Raw genomic sequence first — 20,428 nt, 5'->3', positions numbered from 1 at the left:
CGATGCCCGAACGTCCACGGCCCGCAGACCAAAGTCGATGATCGGGAGGTGGCGATCAGGACGCGAAGCGCCACCGGGTCGCGCCGAACGGTTCCACCGTGCCCACCGCCACCACCGTGTGGTAGATGAACCGGTACAGATGCCAGGGCGGCGGGCCGGCGCTCTGCGCGCTGTAGGGCGCGGTGAACGCGTCCCCGTCGACCCGCGCCGGCCAGCCGCCCTCCCGGTAGGCGGCCGCGACCGGCTCCAGGACGGCCGGGTCGGTGACGCGCTCCGCCGTGCCCTCCAGCACGACGTCGGCGACCGGCGCCCGCACCGACAGCGTGCACGCCGGGTTCGCCGCGAGGTTGCGGGACTTGCGGGTGCCCGGCCCGCTGGTGAAGAACAGCTCGCCCTCCCGCCACAGCGGGCCGACGCCCGCCGAGTGCGGACGGCCGTCCGGGCGGACGGTCCCCAGGAACACCGCCGTCTCCGGCTTGGGCAGCGCCGCCGCCAGCGCGTCCCGCACGGTCTCCCACGCCAGTTCGCCGCCGCCGTAGATGTCGAGGTTGCGGGCCTCGACGGGCTCACGCTCGGTCATCATCGTCCTCCTTACCCCCGGATGGCCCCTCCGCCGGTACTACCCGGCGACGGCGTCCCGCCCCAGATCCCGGGCCAGGTCGCGGCGCAGGAACCGGGCAGTGACCGAGTCCGGCGCAGCCGCCAGCGCCGCCGGGGTGCCGGCGAAGACGATCTCGCCGCCGTGCCGGCCGCCGCCCGGCCCGAGGTCGATCACCCAGTCCGCGTGCTCGACGACCTCCAGGTCGTGCTCGATGACGATGACGGTGTCACCGCCGTCCACGAGCCCGTCCAGCAGGGCGAGGAGCGCGCCGACGTCGGTCCTGTGCAGGCCGGTCGTCGGCTCGTCCAGCACGTAGACGGTGCCGGTGCGGCGCAGCCGCGCCGCCAGCTTGAGGCGCTGCCGCTCACCGCCCGACAGCGAGGTCAGCGGGCGCCCGAGCGTCAGGTAGCCCAGGCCCACCTCGGTGAGCGCCCGCAGCGCGGCGGTGATCTTCCGCCCGGCCGGATCGGAGAAGGACGGGCCGGAGAAGGGCGGGCGGGGGGAGGAGGCCGTGAAGAAGGCCAGGGCCTCCTCGGCGGTCATCTCCAGCACGTCCGCGATGGTGCGGCCCCGCAGCCGGTGCGCCAGGACCTCCGCCCGGTACCGGCGGCCCCCGCACGCTTCGCACCGGGTCGTCACCGGATCCATGAACGCCAGGTCGGTGACGATCACGCCGTGGCCGCCGCAGGCCGGGCACGCGCCCTTGGAGTTGTGGGAGAACAGGCCCGCGGGGACCCCGTTCGCCCGCGCGAACAGGCGCCGCAGCGGGTCCATCACGCCGAGGAACGTGGCCGGGCTCGACCGGCGGGACGCCGCGATCGCCGACTGGTCCACCACGACCGCCTCGGGGTGCCGGGCGGCGAACTCGTCCATGACCAGGGTGCTCTTGCCCGATCCCGCCACGCCCGTCACCACCGTGAGCACCCCGGCCGGGAACCGGGCCGTCACGTCCTTCAGGTTGTGGGTGCGGGCGCCGGTCACCGTCATCCAGCCGGTCGGCTCCCGGAAGGTGTCCTTGACCGGTGTCGTGCGGCGCAGGGCACGCCCGGTCGGGGTGTCGGCGCGGCGCAGTGCGCCGACCGTGCCGGTGAACACCACGTGCCCGCCGCGTACGCCCGCGCCCGGCCCCATGTCGATCACGTGGTCGGCGGCGCGGATGACATCGGCGTCGTGCTCGACCACCAGCACCGTGTTGCCCTTGTCGCGCAGCCGCAGCAGCAGCGCGGTGAGCCGGTCCACGTCGCGGGGGTGCAGCCCGGCGCTGGGCTCGTCGAAGATGTAGGTCATCGCGGTCAGGCTCGACCCCAGGTGCCGGACGACCTTGAGCCGCTGCGCCTCCCCGCCCGACAGGGTGCGGGTCTGCCGGTCCAGGGTGAGGTAGCCGAGGCCGATGTCGGTGAGCCGCCGCAGCCGGGTGATCGCCGCGTCCGCGATGGGCGCGGCGACCGGGTCGGTGATCTCGCCGAGCACCGCGATCAGGTCACCGATCTCCATCCGGGACAGGTCGGCGATGGTGCGTCCGCCGATCCTGGACGCCAGCGCCGCCGGGTTGAGGCGCGCACCCCCGCACGCCGGGCAGGTGTCCTCGCGGACGACGCGCCGCACCGCCTCCCGCTGCGCGGCCGGGAGCGCATCGAGGTCCCGGCCGAGGTAGAGGCGCTCGAACCGCTCGATCAGGCCCTCGTAGGCGTTGTGGCCCATCGACCCGGTCCGGTTCAGGCGCGGCACGCGAAAACCCTTGCCGTGCAGGAGCAGGTCCCATTCGGCGGGGGTGAAGTCGCGCAGCGGCCTGTCCGGGTCGAACAGGCCGGACTCGGCGTGCAGCTGCCAGGTGAACGTTCCGACGCCGAACGGCGGGAAGGTGATCGCGCCCTGGTTCAGTGACCGCCCGGTGTCGAGGAACCGGTCCAGGTCGACCCGGGCCACGTGCCCGAGGCCGTCGCATCCGGGGCACATGCCGCGCGGGTCGTTGAAGGAGTACGCGGCGGCCTCCCCGGCGCTGGGCGTGCCGTGCCGGGAGAACAGCACCCGCAGGACGGGGGAGATGTCGGTGATCGTCCCGGCGGTGGAGCGGGCGTTCCCGCCGATCGGCCGCTGGTCGACCACGACCGCGGTGGTGAGCCGGTCGATGACGTCGGCGTCGGGCCGCTCGCGCCGGGGCATCCGGTCGCGGACGAACCAGGGGAACGTCTCGCCCAGCTGCCGCTGCGACTCGGCCGCGACCGTCCCGAACACCAGCGACGACTTGCCCGATCCCGACACGCCCGTGACGACCACGAGCCGGTTCTTCGGGATGCGCAGCGAGACGTCCTTGAGGTTGTTGTGCCGGGCCCCGGTGATCACGATGTCGTCGCCGTTCATACCGGCCACGCTAACCATGAAGGAGGTCAGGACCTGGCCTCATTGAGGGCGCATACTGGGGGCATGTCGTCCGAACGTCTGCTGCGGCTGCTGTCGCTCCTGCAGGCCCGCCGCGAATGGAGCGGGCCGGAGCTGTGCGAGCGGCTCGGCGTCAGCCCCCGCACCGTCCGCCGCGACATCGAGCGGCTGCGCGGCCTCGGCTACCCCGTGCACGCCACCCTCGGCGCGGCCGGCGGCTACGGGCTGGAGGCCGGCGCCGCGATGCCGCCGCTGCTGCTGGACGACGAGGAGGCCGTCGCGATCGCCGTCGGGCTGCGGGCCGCCGCCGGCGGAGCGGTCGAGGGCATCGGCGAGGCGTCCGTGCGGGCGCTGGCCAAGCTCGAACAGGTGCTGCCCACCCGGCTGCGGCGCCGCGTCACCGCCCTGCACAGCGCCACCACACCGCTGACCGGCCCGCCCGCCGGGCCGGCCGCCGCCCCCGAGACGCTCACCGTGCTGGCCACCGCGTGCCGCGACCACGAACGTCTCCGCTTCACCTACCGCGACGCCGGCGGCGCCGAGACCCGCCGCGTGGCCGAACCGCACGGGCTGGTGTCGGCCGGGCGGCGCTGGTACCTGGTCGCGTTCGACACCGGCCGCGGCGACTGGCGGACGTTCCGCGTGGACCGGCTGTCGTCCCCGCAGCCGACGGGGGCCCGGTGCGCGCCGCGCGAGCCGCCCGCCGAGGACACCGCCGCGTTCGTCACCCGGTCGCTGGCGCTGTCGCGTCCGCTGCGGCGGGCGGTGCTGGTCGTGCACGCCTCCGCCGACGAACTCGCCGACCGGTTCCGGGTCACCGGCGCCGAGGTGGAGCCGGTCGACGACCGCACCTGCGTGCTGCGCACCGCCGCCGACTCCCTGGAGTGGACGGCGCTGCGCATCGCCTACCTCGACATCGACTTCGAGATCCGCGAACCGGCCGAGCTCCGCGACCGCGTGGCGGCCATGGCGGCGCGCCTGTCCCGCGCCGCGGGCGGCTAGCCACCCGCGCGCACCACCTGTGCGTCCCACCTGCGCGTCCCGCGTAGCCGTGGTCGCACGTACCTGACAGAAGGTGTCAGCTTCTGCTGGGAGCCTGGGGGCATCCCGATCACGAAGGAGTGCACCATGTCCGATATCGCGGAGTCCGGCATCGCGGAGTTCGTCGCCGTCACCCTCGACTGCCCGCAGCCGCCGGCGCTCGCGGCGTTCTACGCGGCGTTCACCGGCGGCGCGGTCACCTACGACACCCCCGAGGCCGCCGCCGTCACGCTGCCGAACGGCGTGGACGTCTACTTCCAGGGCGTCCCCGGGCACCGGGCCCCCACCTGGCCGCAGGGGGAGCGGCCCCAGCAGTTCCACCTCGACTTCGGTGTCGACGACCTGGACAAGGCCGAGGCGCGGGCCGTCGAACTGGGCGCGAGCAGGTTCGGCTTCCAGCCCGGCGAGGACCGCTGGCGGGTGCTGGCCGACCCGGCCGGGCACCCGTTCTGCATCTGCCTGCGCCAGAGCTGAAGGACCCCGGCGGGCAGCCCGCCGCGGGGCCGCATCGCGGTTGCCGGCGGCGGGCACGCCGCCCGCCGCCCGCCAGGCGCCGGCTCGCGAGGCGTCAGAGGTAGGCGTCGGTGCTGCGCACCGTGCCCAGCCTCGGGAAGATCTTCGCCACGGTGAAGTCGTGCTCGTCGGCGGCCGGCCCGGACATCGCGTCCGCGACGAACTCCAACTCGTACCCGTGGTCATCCCCCGCCCTGGCGGTGGACTCGACACCCATCGTCGTGACGAGCCCGCCGAGCACCAGCGTGGTCACGCCGCGCTCCTGCAGCCGCCGATGCAGCCCGGTGCCGTGGAAGGCGTTCAGCGTCCGCTTCACAACGACGATGTCGCCGTCCTGTTCCAAGCCCTCGACCAGGTCGCTTCCCGGTGGCTGCTCGTCCACGTCCGGCCGCTCCGCCCGCACCGGCACCACGGGGCGCCCCTGTGCGCGGAACGCCTCGGCCAGTTTGCGGCACCGCTCCAGCACTTCCTCCCCGGAGTGCGGGGCGACGGGCAGCGCCACGATCCGCGGCATGAGGTCGATGAGCACGAGGGCAGCGGTCATGACCATGATTTTAGAGATGAAAACGCAAATCCCGCCGTGCCGGCCTCGGCGTGCAGGCGCAGCAGGCTCGCGCACGGGTTGCGCACGGAGGCGATTCCGTGCCGGGCCGTCAGCCACGGCGACGGACCCGCCGTCCTGCGGGCACGATGCGCAACATCCGGGCGTAGCGGGGTTGGGGGCCACCCGGCCACCATGGCACGCCCCTGCCGGGGGCCCGCCGGGGCGCGGTGGGAGGATGGGACGCGTGACGGACGACAGCGGCGCCGTCCCCGGCGGACAGGCGAGCGGGCGCACACAGGAGGCATGCCGTCCCAAACCGGGAACGCAGACCGTGGACCGGTCGGTGGCGGTGCTGCGCTCCTTCGAACGCACCGCCCGGCAGACCCCCACCGAGATCGCGCACCGGCTCGGCCTGTCGGTCAGCACCGCGCACCGCATCGTGCACGCCCTGCACGCCACCGGGATGCTCGCGCAGGACCCGGCGAGCGAGCGGTACTTCCTCGGCCCCACCACCGCGATCCTCGGCCGGCTGGCGCTGGAGCGGATGGGCGCCACGCTGCTGCAACCCGAACTGACCGCGCTGCGCGACGACACGGGCGAGTCCGTCAGCCTCGGCGTGCGGGCCGGTGACGAGGTCGCGATCCTGCTGCACCTGCCCTCGGCGCATCCGCTGCGCTACGACCAGCCGCCCGGCGACCGCAACCCCCTGCACGCGTGCGCGATGGGAAAGGCGCTGCTGGCCTACGACGACGACCCCGTCGCGATGGACGAGCCGTACCGCCGCTACACCCCCGCCACCCTCACCACACGCCGCGAACTGGAGACCGATCTGCGGCGCGTCCGTGAGCGGGGCTACTCGGTCAACGACGAGGAACGCCTGGCCGGGGTCCGCGCGGTGGCCGCGCCGGTCCGCGACGGCGGCGGGCGCGTGTTCGCGGCCGTCGCGCTGCAGGGCCCGGCGGTGCGGTTCGGCGACGACCGGCTGCCCGGCCTGGCCGAGGCCGTCCTCGCCGCCGCCGAACGCCTCACCGACCTGCACCGCCACCTGTCCTGACCGGCACCCCGGGGGTGCCGGTCCGGCGGCGGGTGCCGCATGATCGGCGTATGACCCTTTCCCTCCAGGAGGCGCAGCGCGAGTTCAGCGCCGGCGTCGCCTACCTCGACACCGCCACCTACGGGCTGCCGCCGCGCGCCGCGCACGAGGCGATGCTCACCGCCGAACGCGACCGCGCCGCCGGGCTGATGATCCCCAACACGCTGGACCAGGCGGTGACGCGGGCGCGGAAGGCGTTCGCGGGGCTGCTCGGCGTGCCCGCGGCGCGGGTCGCGTGCGGGCCGCAGGTGTCCTACTACGTGGGGCTGGTCGCAGCGTCGCTGCCCGCCGGGACCGAGGTCCTGGTCGCCGACGGCGACTTCACCTCGCTGCTGTTCCCGTTCGCGGCCCGGCCGGGGCTGTCGGTCCGGTCGGTCCCGCTGGAGCAGATCGCCGAGCAGGTCACCGGCGGCACCGGCGTGGTCGCGGTGTCGGCGGTGCAGTCCGCCGACGGCCGCATCGCCCCCCTCGACGACCTGATCGGCGCCGCCCGCGCGCACGGCGCCCGCGTCCTGCTGGACGCCACCCAGGCCGCGGGCTGGCTGCCGCTGCCCGCCGACCGCGTCGACTGGCTCGTCGCCGGCGGCTACAAGTGGCTGCTCGGCCCGCGCGGCACCTGCTTTTTCACCGGCACCCCCGACGCCCTGGACGCGCTGCCCGCGGTCGGCGCCGGCTGGTACGCGGGCGCCGACATCTGGGACTCCATCTACGGGCTGCCGCTGCGGCTCACCGCCGACGCGCGCCGCCTGGACCTGTCGCCGGCATGGCAGTGCTGGGCCGGGCACGCCCCCGCCCTGGAACTCCTCGAACAGGTCGGCGTCCCGGCGATCCACGACCACGACGTGGCGCTGGCCCGCCGGTTCCGCGCCGGGCTCGGCCTGCCGCCCGGCGACTCGGCGATCGTGTCGCTCGCCGTCCCGGACGGCGCCGCCGACCTGCTGCGCGGCAACGGCGTGATCGCCACCGTCCGGGCGGGACGGCTGCGCTGCGCGTTCCACCTCACCACCACCGAAGCCGACGTCGACAAGGCCGTCGACCTGCTCGCCCCGCTCGTCACACCGTGAACCCGCCGGGCCCGGCCCGCGCGGTGAAGTTCTTACAAGGTGCGAACAAGGCGCCGTGACCGGGCCGCGCGCGGCGCCGCGGCCGGGCCGTGCGGCCTACGTTCGTCGCCATGAACGTACTGCTCACCGGATCGGCCGGATTCATCGGCTCGCACATCGCCGAGGCGCTGGCCGCCGCCGGGCACCGCGTCCGCGGCCTGGACCTGCGGCCCGACGGGCTCGGCGGCCCGGCCGCCGACGTCCGCGACGCCGCCGCGGTCGCGCGGCACCTGGCCGGCGTGGACGCCGTCTGCCACCAGGCCGCCAAGGTCGGCCTCGGCGTCGAGGTGTCCGACCTGCCCGCCTACACCTCGGCCAACGTGCAGGGCACCGCCGTGCTGCTGGCCGAGATGGCCCGCGCGGGCGTCGCGGCCCTCGTGCTGGCGTCGTCGATGGTGGTGTACGGGGAGGGCGCCTACACCTGCGACCGGCACGGGCCCGTCCGTCCCCGGCCCCGCCCGCAGGAGGCGCTGAGGGCGGGACGGTTCGAGCCCGGCTGCCCCACCTGCGGCCGGCCCCTCGTCCCCGGGGCCGTCGCCGAGGACGCCCCGCCCGGCCCCCGCAACGTCTACGCCGACACCAAGCTCGCCCAGGAGCACCTGGCCGCCTCGTGGGCGCGCGTGACCGGCGGGTCGGCCGCCGCGCTGCGCTACCACAACGTCTACGGGCCGCGGATGCCGCGCGACACCCCCTACGCCGGCGTCGCGGCGATCTTCCGGTCCCGGCTGCTGGACGGCAAGGCGCCGCTGGTGTTCGAGGACGGCGGGCAGCGCCGCGACTTCGTGCACGTCCGGGACGTGGCCCGCGCCAACGTGCTGGCGCTGGAACGGGTCGCGGCCGGGCCGCCCGAACCCGGCGGGCTGCGCGCCTACAACATCGCCAGCGGCGAGCCCCGCACGATCGGGGACATGGCCGCCGCGCTCGCCGCCGCGTTCGGCGGCCCGCAGCCGCACGTCACCGGCGGCTACCGGCTCGGCGACGTCCGCCACATCGTCGCCCGGCCCGACCGGGCCCGCCGTGAACTGGGCTTCACCCCCGCGGTGGCGTTCGCCGCCGGCATGGCCGAGTTCGCCCGCCCGCCCGTCACCGGTTCGTAAGGGTCGTTCCCCCGGCACCGAAAGTAGCGTCAGGTCCGTGATCGATGTGCTTCTCCCGTGCCTCAACGAGGCCGAGGCCCTGCCCTGGGTCCTGACCCGGATGCCGGACGGGTTCCGGCCCCTGGTCGTCGACAACGCCTCCACCGACGGCTCCGCCCGCGTCGCCGCGGCCCACGGCGCCCGCGTCGTGCCGGCCGCCGACCGCGGCTTCGGCGCCGCCTGCCACGCCGGGCTGCTGGCCGCCGAAAGCGAGGTCGTGTGCGTGATGGACGCCGACGCCTCCCTCGACCCGGCCGAACTGCCCCGGCTGGCCGCCGCGCTCGGCGACCTGGAGGAGGCCGGCAGGCCGGCGCTGGTGCTCGGCCGGCGGCGGCCGTGCGGGCGGGGCGCGTGGCCACCGCACGCCCGCCTCGGCAACACCGTCCTGGCCCGCTCGCTGAACCGGCGCGCCGGCACCCGCCTGCACGACCTCGGCCCGATGCGCGCCGCCCGCCGCGACGCCCTGCTGGCCCTCGGCCTGCGCGACCGCCGGTTCGGCTACCCGCTGGAGATGGTGCTGCGCGCCGCCCACGCCGGATGGCGGATCGGTGAGATCGACGTCGCCTACCGTCCCCGCACCGGCGTGTCGAAGGTGACCGGCACGGTCGGCGGGACGGTCCGCGCCGTCCGCGACATGCGCCGCGTCCTGGCGCAGGTGACGCCGTGAACGCCGTGAACGGCGCGGGCCCCGGCGCGGATCTCATCGTCATCGCCAAAGAGCCCGTGCCCGGGCGGGTCAAGACGCGCCTGACCTCCGCCTACACCCCCGCGGAGGCCGCCGCGCTGGCCGAGGCGGCGCTGCGCGACACCCTCGCCGCGGCCGCCGCCGCCCCGGCCGTGCGCCGGACCCTCGCGCTCGCCGGGACCCCCGGCCCGTGGCTGCCGGGCGGCTTCACCGTCGTCGCCCAGCGCGGCGGCGGCCTGGACGAGCGCCTGGCCGCCGCGTTCACCGACGCGTGGGCCGGCCGCCCCCTCGTCCTCATCGGGATGGACACCCCCCAGGTCACGCCCGCGCTCCTGGCGCGGGCCGCGCGGCTGCTGGCCCGGTGCGACGCGGTGTTGGGGCCCGCCCGCGACGGCGGGTTCTGGCTGCTCGGGCTGCGCCGCCCCCAGGCGCGGCTGCTGCGCGGCGTCCCGATGTCGCGCCCCGACACCGGGACGGTGCAACTCGCGCGGCTGCGCGACGCGGGGCTGCGGGTCGGGCTGCTGCCCGAGCTGACCGACGTCGACACCCCCGCCGACGCGCGCGCCGTCGCCGCGATGGCCGGGGGCGGCCGGTTCGCCGCCGCCGTGCGGGCCCTGGGCACGCGGACCGTCCGGCCATGATCGGCGAACTGTACGAGGAGGCGCTGCGGGGCGGCGCGCGCGTCGAGATCGAACACGCCGACGGCCGCCGCCGCCCGCTGCCCGTCCAGGACTGGCTCGCGGCCCGGCCCGGTGACGGCGGGCTGCTGGACCGCTGCGAGGGCGCCACCCTGGACGTCGGGTCGGGGCCGGGCCGCCTCACCGTCGCGCTCGCCCGGCGCGGCGTCCCGGTACTGGGCATCGACCTGGCCCCCGCCGCGGTCGCGCTGACCGTCGCGGCCGGCGGGCCCGCGCTGTGCCGGGACGTGTTCGGCCGCGTGCCCGGCACCGGACGCTGGCGCACCGTGCTGCTCGCCGACGGCAACATCGGCATCGGCGGGGACCCCGCCGCGCTGCTGCGCCGCGTCCTGGCGCTGCTGGCCCCCGGCGGCCGGGTCCTGCTGGAGGCCGAGCCGCCCGGCGCCGGGTTCCGGGTCGAGCCGCTGCGGCTGCGCTCGGGCCGCTCGGTCGGCGACTGGTTCACCTGGGCGCACGTGTCCGCCGACGCCGTCGCCGGGCTCGCCGCCGCCTGCACCGCGACCGTGACCGAACTCTGGGAGGAGGCCGACCGATGGTTCGTCGCCCTGCGCTCCGGAAACCCGCGTCGCTGAAACCCGGGGCCTGGAAACCCGCGCTTGCGCGGCTCCCGGCGGCGGTCACGGCGCTGCCGGGCCGGTTCACCAGCCGGCTGCACGACGAGCGGGTCGCGTCCCTGCTCGGCATCGCGCTCGGCGCCGGCGTCCTGGTCTCGTTCGGCACCGGGCTGGTCAGCCACTTCATGCAGCAGCCCGCCGGGTGGACGCGGTGGCCGTCGCGTCCGGTGAACCTGTACCGGGTCACCCAGGGCGTGCACGTCATCGGCGGGCTGGCGACGGTGCCGCTGCTGCTGGCCAAGCTGTGGACGGTCTACCCCCGGCTGTGGCAGTGGCCGCCGGTCGGGTCCCTGGCCCACGGGGCGCGGCGGCTGCTGGTCTTCGCCCTGGTCGGCGCGGCCCTGTTCCAGTCCGTCACCGGGGTGCTGAACATCGGCTACTGGTATGCGTTCGGGTTCTTTTTCACCACCGCGCACTACTGGACGGCCTACATCCTCCTCGGGGCGCTGGTCATCCACGTGGCCGGTCAATGGCCCAGGGCGCGCCGGGCCGTGATGACCCGGCCGCAGGACGCGGTGGGGCGCCGCGGCTTCCTGCTGACCGTCGCCGCCGCGAGCGGAGCGGTCGCCCTGACCACCGCGGGGGAGGCGGCCACCCCGCTGGCGCGGCTGGCGGTGCTGGCGCCGCGGCGCCCGGGAAACGGGCCGCAGGGCGTCCCGGTCAACAGATCGGCCGCCGCGACCGGCGTCACCTCCCTGGCCCGCGACCCCGGCTGGCGGCTCACCGTGACCGGCCGCGTCACACGGCCGCTCACCCTGACCCTGGCCGACCTGCGCGCACTGCCGCAGCACACCGCGCGGCTGCCCATCTCCTGCGTGGAGGGCTGGAGCGTGGAAGCGACCTGGCGGGGAGTGCGGCTGCGGGACGTGCTGCACCTGGCCGGCGTCGCGGGCGACGCGCGGGTGCGGGTGGAGTCGCTGGAACGCCACGGGCGTCACCGCGCCTCCCAGGTCGATCCGCCGCACTGGCACGACCCGCTGACCCTGCTGGCCCTGGGCCTGAACGGGGCGCCCCTCGCCCTGGACCACGGCTATCCCTGCCGCCTGATCGCGCCGAACCGGCCCGGGGTCATGCAGACCAAATGGGTGCATCGGGTGGTGGTCTGGTGAAGACCCGGATCGTGGCGTACGCGGCGGGCCTGGTGCTCATCGCGCTGGGGCTGCGCGGGATCGTCATGGACGTTCCCGTCACCGCGTGGGCCGCATGGTTCGCGGGGGCGGTGCTCGTGCACGACGGCGTCCTGGTCCCGGTGGTGCTGGCCGCGGGGCTGCTCACCGGGCCGCTGCCCGGCCGGTACCGGCGCATCGTGCGTGCCGCGCTGCTCGTCGGCGCGTGCGTCACCGCGGTCGCGCTCCCACTCGTCCTGGGTCATGGGCGCCGCGCCGACGAGCCGTCCCGCCTCCCGCTGCCCTACGAACGCAACCTGGCGGTCGTGCTGGGCTGCATCGCCGCCGCGGCGGCCTGCGCCGCCGTGGCCCGCGCGGTCATCGCCCGCGCGGTCATCGTTCACCGCGGGCGCCGGGGCGGCGGTGCGGCGCGCGCCGCACCGCCGGCGGGAAGGGACCGGGCCGGTGACCCTCACCGATGCCGGCGGGCACGCGGCGGCAACGCGGCGGCGGGCCTGGCCCGGGTGGGTGGCCGTCGCGGTGTGGGCGGCCGGGATCGCGGCCGCGTTCGCCACGGGCTGGTACCTGCGGCGCGCCGGCCTGGCGACCGAGGACCGGCTGCCCCCACTGCATGCGCAGGCGCGGGAGCGGCCACTGACCTGGGAGCTGCTGCCGGCGGCGGTGCTGGCGGCGGTCGCGGTCGCGGCGCTGCCGACGCTGGCGGCGCGGCTGCCGTGGCGGACGCTGCCGCTTTTGACCTGGGCGGGTGCCGCGGCGTGGACGGTGGCGCTGGCGGTGAGCGACGGCCCGGACGCGGCGGCGGCGCCGCTGAACGCGCCGACCGAATACCCGGCGGGCCTGGCGCGGTTGCGCCCCGACCCGCTCGCGTGGCTGCGGACGTTCACCGAGCGGCTCGGCGGCTACCCCACGCACGTGCGGGGGCATCCGCCGCTGCCGATGCTGGTGCTGTGGGCGCTGGACAAGGCCGGGCTCGGCGGCACCGGCTGGGCGGCGGCGCTGGTCATCGCGGCGGGAACGTCCGCGGCCGCCGCGATCACGGTCACGGTGCGGTGCCTGGCGGGCGAGCGGGCGGCGCGGGCGGCGGCGCCGTTCCTGGTGCTGGCGCCGCTGGCGGTGTGGGTGGCGACCGCGATGGATGCGTTCTTCCTGGCCGTGAGCGCGTGGGGCACGGCGCTGCTCGCCCTGGCCGCGCGCCGGGCGGGGGCGGGCGCACTCGCCCCCGCCGCGGCGGGCGGGCTGCTGCTGGGGTGCCTGCCCTATCTGAGCTACGGGCTGCTGCCGCTGTTCGCGGTGCCGCTGGCGGTGCTGCTGCTGACCCGCCCGCGGGCCCGGATGCTCGCGGCCGTGGCGGCGGGCCTGGCAGTGGTGCCCACGGCGTTGACGCTGCTGGGGTTCTGGTGGCCGGACGGGGTCCGCGCCACCCTGGACACCTACCTGGTCAGCCGCGGGTCGGCGCAGCGGTCATACGCCTACTTCCTGTTCGCGAACGTGGCCGTGCTGGGGCTGCTGACCGGCCCGGCGGTCGCGCACGCGCTGCCCACCACGCTGGGGGCACTGCGCGGCGCGGCGCGGGCGCGGGCCGTGTCACCACCGGCGGCGGTGGCGGCACTGGCGGCGGCGGCGCTGGTGGGCGTGCTCGTCCTGGACGCGTCGGGAGTGACGCGCGGCGAGGTCGAGCGGATCTGGGTGCCGTTCGCGGCGTGGCCGCTGGCCGCGGCGTCCCTGCACCGGACCGCCCCGCGGGCATGGATGGCCGCGCAGGCGGTGACCGCGCTGGCCGTCCAGGCGCTCGTGCTGTCGCCCTGGTGAACCGGCCCCGCGAGCCGGCCCCGTGAGCGTCCTTCGCGTCGCCCTTTTACGCGGCCATGGTTCGCGCGGCGCCGAAACGACCGCGGGTTAGCGTCGGCGGCATGGACAACCGCGACCTGAAAGCACGGCTGGCCGCGCGGTTCCGCGAGGTCAACGGCGACCACCCGATGACGGCGGCCGACGACGCCTACGTCACCGCCTGGTACACCGGCCTGCGGGAGGTGTGCCGCGCCGCCGGCCGCGACACCGGCGAGACGCGGCGGCTGATGCTGGCCGGGCGGCTGCCGCTGCCCGCCTACCTGCGCTCGGACGGCACCGAGATGGTGCCGTCCGACCTGTTCGCCCTCGCCGACGCGGCCGGCGGCGTGGACGCCCTGCACGGATGGTGCGTCGCCCACTGGGACGACCCCGCGGCCGGTGAGGAGGAATGGGCCGCCTACCTCAGCGGCCAGTACGTGTGCCTGCGGACGGTGTCGCCCCGCACCGTCCAGGCCAAGGCCGCGCTGGTCGCCGCGATCACCGCGGCGCCGGGACGGCCGGACGCCGGTACACCGGCCTGGACGCGCCGGCTGCACCGCCTGGTCGACGAACTGGACGCGCTGGAGCCGCCGTTCACCGCCTACGACCGGCTGCGGTTCGGGGGCCCGGTGTCCCGCGAGGTGTGCATCGACGCCGTCCGCGCCCGCTGGCCGCGCACCGCCTGACCCCCACGGGACAGGGCCGGCGGCGGCGAAAAAATCGTGCGGAAAAAAAATCCGGCGGGATGTCGATCCGGCGGGAGCCCGCGCGACGCGTCAGTGAAAAGCCGATGAGACGCACCGCGCGAAAGGACCACCGCCATGACCGCTCAGACCACCCGCACCCCCCAGGCCCGCACCCCCCAGGCCCGCGCCGCCGTCACCGGCCCGGCCGCGGACGGCCGCCGCACCCTGCGCAAGGTGCTGTGGGCGGCGCAGATCCTGCTCGCCGCGTTCCTGCTGGTCGCCTCGGGCCTGCCCAAGCTGGCCGGGCAGGCCGACGCGGTCGAGACGTTCACCGAGATCGGCTGGGGCCAGTGGTTCCGGTACGTGACCGGCGTGGTCGAGATCGCCGGCGCGGTCGGGCTGGTGATCCCGCGGCTGGCCGGGCTGGCCGCGACCGGGCTGATCGGCCTGATGGCCGGCGCGATCCTCACCCAGGTGCTGGTGCTGGAGCCGGCGTGGAGCGCGCTGCCCGCCGCGTTCGCGGTCGTGTTCGCCGCGGTCGCCTGGGACCGGCGCGCCGAGTCCCGCCGGGTGCTGCGCGCGCTGAAGCGCTGACCGCGTTTCCGTCCCGGCCGCCGGGCCCCGTCCCCTACGCTCGGGACGGGGCGAAACGGCACGCCACGCCGCGAATCCGCCGAGTGGACGGGGGAACCGGCGAGGGGTGGCTACCGTTCTGGTAAGACAGACCGATCGCGGGTGACCGCACCCGCAGGCCGATACGGAGGTAGACAACAGTGGGAGTCAGTCTGAGCAAGGGCGGCAACGTCTCGCTGACCAAGGAGGCTCCCGGACTGACCGCCGTCGTGGTCGGTCTGGGCTGGGACGTGCGGACCACGACCGGCGCCGACTTCGACCTGGACGCCAGCGCCCTGCTGTGCTCGGCGGAGAACAAGGTCCTGTCGGATCAGCACTTCGTGTTCTTCAACAACCTCAAGAGCCCGGAGGGCTCGGTCGAGCACACCGGCGACAACCTCACCGGTGAGGGCGAGGGCGACGACGAGCAGATCAAGGTCAACCTCGGTGGTGTCCCGGCCGAGGTGTCCAAGATCGTGTTCCCGGTGTCGATCTACGACGCCGACAGCCGCCAGCAGAACTTCGGGCAGGTCCGCAACGCGTTCATCCGCGTGGTGAACCAGGCAGACAACAGCGAGATCGCCCGCTACGACCTGTCGGAGGACGCCTCGACCGAGACCGCGATGGTCTTCGGCGAGCTGTACCGCCACGGCGCCGAGTGGAAGTTCCGCGCGGTGGGCCAGGGCTACGCATCGGGCCTGTCGGGCATCGCCTCCGACTTCGGCGTGAACGTCTGAGCGTCGTCCGGCGCGCACACCCGAGGGTGTGCTGGGGCGTCCCGGGAGACCCGGGACGCCCCCCCTTTTTTGGTCCGGCTAGGTGGCGGGGACGACGGCGAGGGCTTCGATCTCGATGAGCAGGTCGTCGCGGACGAGCCGGGACACCTCGATCAGCGCCGCGGCGGGCGACACGCCCTCGGGGACGAACTCGGCGCGGACCGCGCGCACGACGCCGACGCCGCCCGCGTCCCGCAGGAAGTACCCGAGCCGCACGACGTGCTCCCAGCGGGCGCCGGCGGCGGTCAGCGCGGCCTCCAGGTTGGTGAACACCTGCCGGGTCTGGGCCTCCAGATCGCCGGGGCCGACGAGGTTCCCCGCGGCGTCCAGGGCGATCTGCCCGCTGACGACCACCAGCCGGCCGGGCACGTCGACGGAGATCACATGGCTGTAGCCGGGGCCGGGCGCCAGGCCGGGCGCGTCGATCTGCCGGATGCCGGAGCGCGGATCGTTGCTTGTCACAAGATCACCCTACGCGCTCGGGCGGCCGGGGCCGGCCGAGGAGCTCCGCGCGCGGCCCGGTCTTGCGGGTCTTGCCGCCGGGGCTGCCGGGCAGGCCCGGCCCGCGGAACCAGAGACGGCGGCGAAGCGGCCGGTCCGCGGGGTGCCCCGTGCTCGGCCGCTCACCCCGCGCCGCGACGGCCAGCCCGGCGAGCATGAACGCCGAGCCGAGGGCGCACCCCGGCGGCGACGGGAATCCGGCGCCGCCGCGACCGGCTGGTCGCGGCGCTGGCGCCGTCCGGCCTGTCCGCGCAGGGCATCGCAGCGGTCCTGCACGCCGTCACCGCCGGCTGACGGCACGACCCGAGCCGACACGCCCCGGCCGCCCTGTAACGGCTTGGCCACCCTGTAACGGCCGGGCAAAGATCCTCACCTGCGACAATGGGGACATGACCGAACGCGGGCCGATCGAGTACTGGCTGTCGGACATGGACGGGGTGCTGGTCCACGAGGGCCGTCCCGTCCCCGGCGCCGAGGAGTTCGTGCGCCGGCTGTCGGCGTCCGGCAAGCCGTTCCTGGTCCTGACCAACAACTCGATCTACACGCGCCGGGACCTGTCGGCCCGGCTGGCGGCGGCGGGCCTGCAGGTCCCGGCCGGGTCGATCTGGACCTCGGCGCTGGCGACCGCCCGGTTCCTGGCCGACCAGCGCCCCGCGGGGTCGGCGTATGTGATCGGGGAGGCGGGGCTGACCACGGCGCTGCACGAGGCCGATTTCGTCCTCACCGACATCGACCCCGACTATGTGGTGCTGGGGGAGACCCGCACCTACAGCTTCTCCCAGATCACCCGCGCGATCCGGCTGATCGAGGGCGGCGCGCGGTTCGTGGCGACCAACCCCGACCCGGTCGGCCCGTCCCCGGAGGGGTCGCTGCCCGCGTGCGGCGCGGTCGCCGCGATGATCACCCGTGCGACGGGGGTGGAGCCCTACTTCGTCGGCAAGCCGAACCCGCTGATGATGCGGACGGCGCTGAACGTGGTCGGCGGGCACAGCGAGCGCACCGCGATGATCGGTGACCGGATGGACACCGACATCGTCGCCGGCATCGAGGCGGGGCTGGAGACGATCCTGGTGCTGACCGGCGTGACCCGCAAAGACGAGATCGCCCGGTTCCCGTTCCGGCCGCACCGCGTCGTCCCCTCGATCGCCGACCTCATCGACCTCATCGACCTTGTCTGACCCGCCCCGGGCCGGTGTGCGGGGCGGGCCGGCCGACGGCGCCGAGCGCGGTCATCAGGCCCAGCGCGTCGGAGACCACCCAGTACTCGGTGAACCGGCCGCCCTCGGCGCGGAAGATGTCGTGCCCGCTGAACGACACGCGTGTGCCGGGCGCGGCGGTCGCTCCCGCAATGCCGCCGCGGTAGGAGCCGTGGAAGCTCCACCCGGCGGCGACCATGCCGTCGCCGACGACCGGCCCGACGTCGAGGGTGGTGCTGACGTCGCCGAAGTACTCCCGGGAGCGGCGGACCTGCTCGATCGCCCCGGCCGGGCCGTGCACCTCAAGGTCTGGCCAGTGCCCGGTGAAGCCGGGGGCGAGGATCTCCTCCGCCACGGCGTAGTCTCCGTTCCACACCTGGAAAAGCCAGCGCCGGTAAAGCGCGTCCAATGTCTGCATCCCCAGAGACTGACCGGCAGCGCGGCCCGGCAAACATAGACTCGGAGACGCCATGCGCACGATCAGACAGGGCGGCTCCCACGAGCTGGAGATCCGCAGATCCCGGTTCATCTGCACGCTCGCCCGCGCCGCCGACGAGGCCGAGGCGACGGCGTTCATCGCCGGGCACCGGCGGGCGCACCGCGACGCCACCCACAACTGCACCGCCTACGTGGTCGGCGGACACGGCGAGATCACCAAGAGCAGCGACGACGGCGAACCGGCCGGGACGGCGGGCATCCCCATGCTGGAGGTGCTGGTGCGGCGCGGCCTGACCGGCACGGCCGCGGTCGTCACCCGCTACTTCGGCGGGGTGAAGCTCGGCGCGGGCGGCCTGGTGCGCGCCTACACGCAGGCGGTCGCCGACACCATCGACGCCGTCGGGGTGGTGGAACTGCGCCCGGTGGTGACGGTCACCGTGGGCGTCGACCACGCGCTGGCGGGACGGTTCCTCGGCGACCTGCACGCCCGCGGCCACCAGCCCGGCGACGTCCGCTACGGCACCGGCGTGGAGGCCGATGTGGCGGTGCCCACAGCGGACCTGGAGGCGTTCGAGGCGTGGGCGGCCGAGGTCACCGCCGGGCGGGCCACGGTGCGGCGCGGCACACCCGGCCACATCGAGGTCCCGGTGACCTGACCCCGGGTCAGGCGGCCCCGGGTCAGGCGGCGAGGAACCCGGCCAGGACGGGCGCCAGGACCTCGGGGGCGACGTCGTGGGTCTGGCCCTCCAGGGTGCGGTGCGTCCCGGCGGGCAGCAGCGCGGCGACACGGCGGGCGGTGTCGCGCATCCAGGCGGGGCTGGCGCCGCCGTCCAGGACGAGCGCGGGCACGGTGACCCGCTCGATGAGGGCCTCGGGCATCGCGCCGCCGGCGGCGTCGTCCATGACGGCCGAGTCGTAGGCGAGGGTGGGCGCGAGCGCCTCCAGCGCGGGCCACATCGGCGCGCCCCGCATCTGCCGCACCATCTCCTCCGGCATCCCGACACCGGTCATGAACAGCGCGAGCGCGTCGCCGCGGCGGCCGTCGGCCAGCAGCACGGTCAGCTCGGTGTGGTAGGCGCGGGCGCGGGTGAGCCGGTCGTCGTGCCCGGAGTGGAAAGGCGGCTCGTACAGCGCGAGCCGGGTGATGGGCAGCCCGCGGGCGGCGCCGCGCAGCGCCAGCACCGCGCCCGACGACATCCCGTACACCGCGGCGGACCCGCCGGCCGCGTCGATCACGGCGGCCAGGTCCTCGATCTCACGGTCGACGGAGTAGGGCTGGGTGTCGCCGCTGTCACCGCGGCCCCGCCGGTCATAGGTGAGGACGGTGTGACGCTCCGCGAGCAGCCCGGCGAGCGCGGCACCGGCGCCGCGGTCGTTGAGGGCGCCGCCGACGTGGACGAGGGCGGGCCCCGCGCCGGTCCGGTCGCAGGCGATGCGGGTGCCGTCCTTGGAGTACACGGTTTCCATGTGGGTGTCCCTTCCCAGGCTGGCGGCCTTCGAAGGTGCCGCAGGCCGTTTCACCCCACCGACGAACGACACGGCCCCAGGCGGACACCCGCGGCGGGAATTTTTCGGCGGGTTTTTTCAGGCGAGTTCGCCGAGGCGGCGGGCGAGGTAGCGGCGTTCGGCGTCGTTGGCGGCCGACTCCAGGGCGCTGCGGTAGGCGGCGGCGGCCTCGGCGCGGCGGCCCAGCCGCCGCAGCAGGTCGGCGCGGGTGGCGGGCAGCAGATGGTAGCCGGCCAGGGTCCCGGCGCGGTCGAGTTCGTCGACCAGGGCGAGCCCGGCGGCGGGACCGCGGGCCATGCCGACCGCGACGGCGCGGTTCAACGCCACGACCGGGGACGGCACGAGCCGCTCCAGCCGCTCGTACAGGACGGCGATCTGGGGCCAGTCGGTGGCGGCGGCGTCGGGTGCGGTGGCGTGGCAGGCGGCGATCGCGGCCTGGACCTGGTAGGGGCCGGCGGGTGGCCGGTCCGGGGCGGGCGCCAGCGCGTCCTCCAGCAGGGCGACGCCCTCGGCGATCTCGGCGGCGTCCCACCGGGACCGGTCCTGGTGTTCCAGGGGGACCAGGACACCGGCGGTGTCGGTGCGGGCGGCCGAGCGGGCGTCGTGCAGCAGCATCAGCGCCAGCAGGCCGCGCGCCTCGCGTTCGGCGGGCAGCAGGGCGGTCAGCAGCCGGGCCAGCCGGATCGCCTCCCCGCACAGGGCGCGGCGCTGCAACCCGTCCCCGCCGCCGGCGGTGTAGCCCGCGTTGAACAGCAGATACAGCACGCCGAGGACGGCGGTGAGACGCTCGGGCAGCAGGTCGGGCGGCGGAACGCGGTAGGGGATGCCCGCGTCGCGGATCTTGCGTTTGGCTCGGGTGAGGCGCTTGGACATCGCCTCCTGCCCGACCAGGAACGCGCGGGCGATCTCGCCGGTGGTCAGCCCGGCCAGGGTCCGCAGGGTGAGGGCGACGCGGGCCTCCAGCGGCAGCGCGGGATGGCAGCAGGTGAACATCAGCCGCAGCCGGTCGTCACCGAACCCGCCCGGCTCACCCGCCTCACCCGCCTCACCCGGTTCGGCGGGGTCTTCGGGGGGTGCGATGCGGGCGAGTTTGCGGGCGCCGGCGGCGTCGCGGCGGACCCGGTCCAGGGCGCGGTTGCGGGCGACGGTGGTCAGCCAGGCGCCGGGACGGGACGGGACACCGTCGCGGGGCCAGCGTTCCAGCGCGGCGGTGAAGGCGTCCTGCGCGCATTCCTCGGCCAGGTCCCAGTCGCCGGTCAGCCGGATCAACGTCGCCACGACCTGCCCCCACTCGGCGCGGAACGCCGCCGTGACGGCCCCCGCCACACCCCCCCCGCCCCGGCGGCTTCCGC

24 protein-coding genes are annotated in these 20,428 nt (G+C 75.6%); 15 read left to right on the top strand and 9 right to left on the bottom strand.

The genetic code is table 11. The annotated features are described in order from the left end of the window. Positions 1 to 55: 55 nt before the first annotated feature. Together ACQP1N_RS17660 and ACQP1N_RS17655 are read right to left on the bottom strand one after the other, a co-directional pair. On the bottom strand, positions 56 to 580 hold the full coding sequence (locus ACQP1N_RS17660; RefSeq protein ID WP_067806933.1) for a pyridoxamine 5'-phosphate oxidase family protein: 525 nt from the start codon (positions 578 to 580) through the stop codon (positions 56 to 58). Between the two features lie 39 nt (positions 581 to 619). Next, complete coding sequence (locus ACQP1N_RS17655) at positions 620 to 2,962, bottom strand: ATP-binding cassette domain-containing protein (protein ID WP_433225293.1); 2,343 nt, start codon at positions 2,960 to 2,962, stop codon at positions 620 to 622. Positions 2,963 to 3,025: 63 nt separating this feature from the next. Between ACQP1N_RS17655 and ACQP1N_RS17650 the strand changes: the two genes are divergently transcribed. After that, entirely contained in the window at positions 3,026 to 3,982 is a 957-nt protein-coding gene (locus ACQP1N_RS17650) for a helix-turn-helix transcriptional regulator (RefSeq protein ID WP_433225291.1), read from the top strand. Between the two features lie 126 nt (positions 3,983 to 4,108). Next, a complete protein-coding gene (locus ACQP1N_RS17645) occupies positions 4,109 to 4,495 on the top strand; it encodes a VOC family protein (protein WP_433225289.1) in 387 nt (128 codons plus the stop codon). A gap of 94 nt (positions 4,496 to 4,589) precedes the next feature. Here ACQP1N_RS17645 and ACQP1N_RS17640 read toward each other — a convergent pair whose 3' ends face one another. After that, positions 4,590 to 5,078: an isochorismatase family protein gene (locus tag ACQP1N_RS17640; protein WP_067806939.1), complete on the bottom strand. Its 489-nt coding sequence runs from the start codon at positions 5,076 to 5,078 to the stop codon at positions 4,590 to 4,592. A gap of 244 nt (positions 5,079 to 5,322) precedes the next feature. Between ACQP1N_RS17640 and ACQP1N_RS17635 the strand changes: the two genes are divergently transcribed. From ACQP1N_RS17635 to ACQP1N_RS17605, 7 genes are all read left to right on the top strand, one after another. Next, on the top strand, positions 5,323 to 6,132 hold the full coding sequence (locus ACQP1N_RS17635) for an IclR family transcriptional regulator (RefSeq protein WP_067806922.1): 810 nt from the start codon (positions 5,323 to 5,325) through the stop codon (positions 6,130 to 6,132). A gap of 50 nt (positions 6,133 to 6,182) precedes the next feature. Next, entirely contained in the window at positions 6,183 to 7,235 is a 1,053-nt protein-coding gene (locus ACQP1N_RS17630) for an aminotransferase class V-fold PLP-dependent enzyme (protein WP_433225286.1), read from the top strand. 110 nt (positions 7,236 to 7,345) lie between these two features. Continuing rightward, positions 7,346 to 8,371: an NAD-dependent epimerase/dehydratase family protein gene (locus ACQP1N_RS17625; protein WP_433225284.1), complete on the top strand. Its 1,026-nt coding sequence runs from the start codon at positions 7,346 to 7,348 to the stop codon at positions 8,369 to 8,371. A 37-nt stretch (positions 8,372 to 8,408) separates the two neighbouring features. After that, a complete protein-coding gene (locus tag ACQP1N_RS17620; protein ID WP_433225282.1) occupies positions 8,409 to 9,077 on the top strand; it encodes a glycosyltransferase family 2 protein in 669 nt (222 codons plus the stop codon). Continuing rightward, positions 9,074 to 9,736 carry a TIGR04282 family arsenosugar biosynthesis glycosyltransferase gene (locus tag ACQP1N_RS17615; protein WP_433225280.1) on the top strand — a complete coding sequence of 221 codons (663 nt, stop codon included), beginning with the start codon at positions 9,074 to 9,076 and terminating at the stop codon, positions 9,734 to 9,736. Before ACQP1N_RS17620 ends, ACQP1N_RS17615 begins: the two co-directional genes overlap by 4 nt. Continuing rightward, complete coding sequence (locus ACQP1N_RS17610) at positions 9,733 to 10,365, top strand: methyltransferase domain-containing protein (protein ID WP_433225278.1); 633 nt, start codon at positions 9,733 to 9,735, stop codon at positions 10,363 to 10,365. Before ACQP1N_RS17615 ends, ACQP1N_RS17610 begins: the two co-directional genes overlap by 4 nt. Then, positions 10,326 to 11,516: a molybdopterin-dependent oxidoreductase gene (locus tag ACQP1N_RS17605; RefSeq protein WP_433225276.1), complete on the top strand. Its 1,191-nt coding sequence runs from the start codon at positions 10,326 to 10,328 to the stop codon at positions 11,514 to 11,516. The genes ACQP1N_RS17610 and ACQP1N_RS17605 overlap by 40 nt, the downstream gene beginning before the upstream one ends. Here ACQP1N_RS17605 and ACQP1N_RS17600 read toward each other — a convergent pair. Continuing rightward, a complete protein-coding gene (locus tag ACQP1N_RS17600) occupies positions 11,438 to 11,917 on the bottom strand; it encodes a hypothetical protein (RefSeq protein ID WP_433225274.1) in 480 nt (159 codons plus the stop codon). The two genes, ACQP1N_RS17605 and ACQP1N_RS17600, sit on opposite strands and share 79 nt — an antisense overlap. A gap of 61 nt (positions 11,918 to 11,978) precedes the next feature. Between ACQP1N_RS17600 and ACQP1N_RS17595 the strand changes: the two genes are divergently transcribed. The 4 genes from ACQP1N_RS17595 to ACQP1N_RS17580 all read left to right on the top strand — a co-directional run bounded on the left by ACQP1N_RS17595 (position 11,979) and on the right by ACQP1N_RS17580 (position 15,396). Further along, the gene (locus ACQP1N_RS17595) at positions 11,979 to 13,343 is read left to right on the top strand and encodes a hypothetical protein (protein WP_433225272.1); all 1,365 of its coding nucleotides are present in this window, start codon (positions 11,979 to 11,981) and stop codon (positions 13,341 to 13,343) included. 101 nt (positions 13,344 to 13,444) lie between these two features. Then, the gene (locus ACQP1N_RS17590; RefSeq protein WP_433225270.1) at positions 13,445 to 14,047 is read left to right on the top strand and encodes a DUF6058 family natural product biosynthesis protein; all 603 of its coding nucleotides are present in this window, start codon (positions 13,445 to 13,447) and stop codon (positions 14,045 to 14,047) included. A 135-nt stretch (positions 14,048 to 14,182) separates the two neighbouring features. Continuing rightward, positions 14,183 to 14,641: a DoxX family protein gene (locus ACQP1N_RS17585; protein WP_084263442.1), complete on the top strand. Its 459-nt coding sequence runs from the start codon at positions 14,183 to 14,185 to the stop codon at positions 14,639 to 14,641. Positions 14,642 to 14,820: 179 nt separating this feature from the next. Further along, positions 14,821 to 15,396, top strand: a complete 576-nt coding sequence (locus ACQP1N_RS17580) for a TerD family protein (RefSeq protein WP_067806390.1) — start codon at positions 14,821 to 14,823, stop codon at positions 15,394 to 15,396. A 78-nt stretch (positions 15,397 to 15,474) separates the two neighbouring features. Here the strand turns inward: ACQP1N_RS17580 and ACQP1N_RS17575 are convergent, their stop codons facing one another. After that, positions 15,475 to 15,897: a RidA family protein gene (locus tag ACQP1N_RS17575; RefSeq protein WP_433225267.1), complete on the bottom strand. Its 423-nt coding sequence runs from the start codon at positions 15,895 to 15,897 to the stop codon at positions 15,475 to 15,477. 4 nt (positions 15,898 to 15,901) lie between these two features. Then, a complete protein-coding gene (locus ACQP1N_RS17570; RefSeq protein ID WP_433225264.1) occupies positions 15,902 to 16,093 on the bottom strand; it encodes a hypothetical protein in 192 nt (63 codons plus the stop codon). Positions 16,094 to 16,325: 232 nt separating this feature from the next. Between ACQP1N_RS17570 and ACQP1N_RS17565 the strand changes: the two genes are divergently transcribed. Next, a complete protein-coding gene (locus ACQP1N_RS17565) occupies positions 16,326 to 17,114 on the top strand; it encodes an HAD-IIA family hydrolase (protein ID WP_067806383.1) in 789 nt (262 codons plus the stop codon). Here ACQP1N_RS17565 and ACQP1N_RS17560 read toward each other — a convergent pair. Beyond that, a complete protein-coding gene (locus tag ACQP1N_RS17560) occupies positions 17,098 to 17,550 on the bottom strand; it encodes an ester cyclase (protein ID WP_433225262.1) in 453 nt (150 codons plus the stop codon). The genes ACQP1N_RS17565 and ACQP1N_RS17560 overlap by 17 nt on opposite strands. A gap of 52 nt (positions 17,551 to 17,602) precedes the next feature. On the opposite strand from ACQP1N_RS17560, the gene ACQP1N_RS17555 reads away from it, so the two are divergent. Beyond that, complete coding sequence (locus tag ACQP1N_RS17555; RefSeq protein WP_067806379.1) at positions 17,603 to 18,226, top strand: IMPACT family protein; 624 nt, start codon at positions 17,603 to 17,605, stop codon at positions 18,224 to 18,226. Positions 18,227 to 18,248: 22 nt separating this feature from the next. On the opposite strand, the gene ACQP1N_RS17550 is transcribed toward ACQP1N_RS17555, so the two are convergent. Continuing rightward, entirely contained in the window at positions 18,249 to 19,037 is a 789-nt protein-coding gene (locus ACQP1N_RS17550) for an alpha/beta fold hydrolase (RefSeq protein WP_433225260.1), read from the bottom strand. A 117-nt stretch (positions 19,038 to 19,154) separates the two neighbouring features. Continuing rightward, positions 19,155 to 20,402, bottom strand: coding sequence for an RNA polymerase sigma factor (locus ACQP1N_RS17545; RefSeq protein WP_433225258.1), 1,248 nt, complete (start codon positions 20,400 to 20,402; stop codon positions 19,155 to 19,157). Between the last annotated feature and the right edge of the window lie 26 nt (positions 20,403 to 20,428).

Origin of the sequence: Actinomadura formosensis (assembly GCF_050948385.1) — a bacterium.
Lineage (GTDB): Bacteria > Actinomycetota > Actinomycetes > Streptosporangiales > Streptosporangiaceae > Spirillospora > Spirillospora formosensis.
This window is presented reverse-complemented; position numbering and strand designations above follow the sequence as displayed.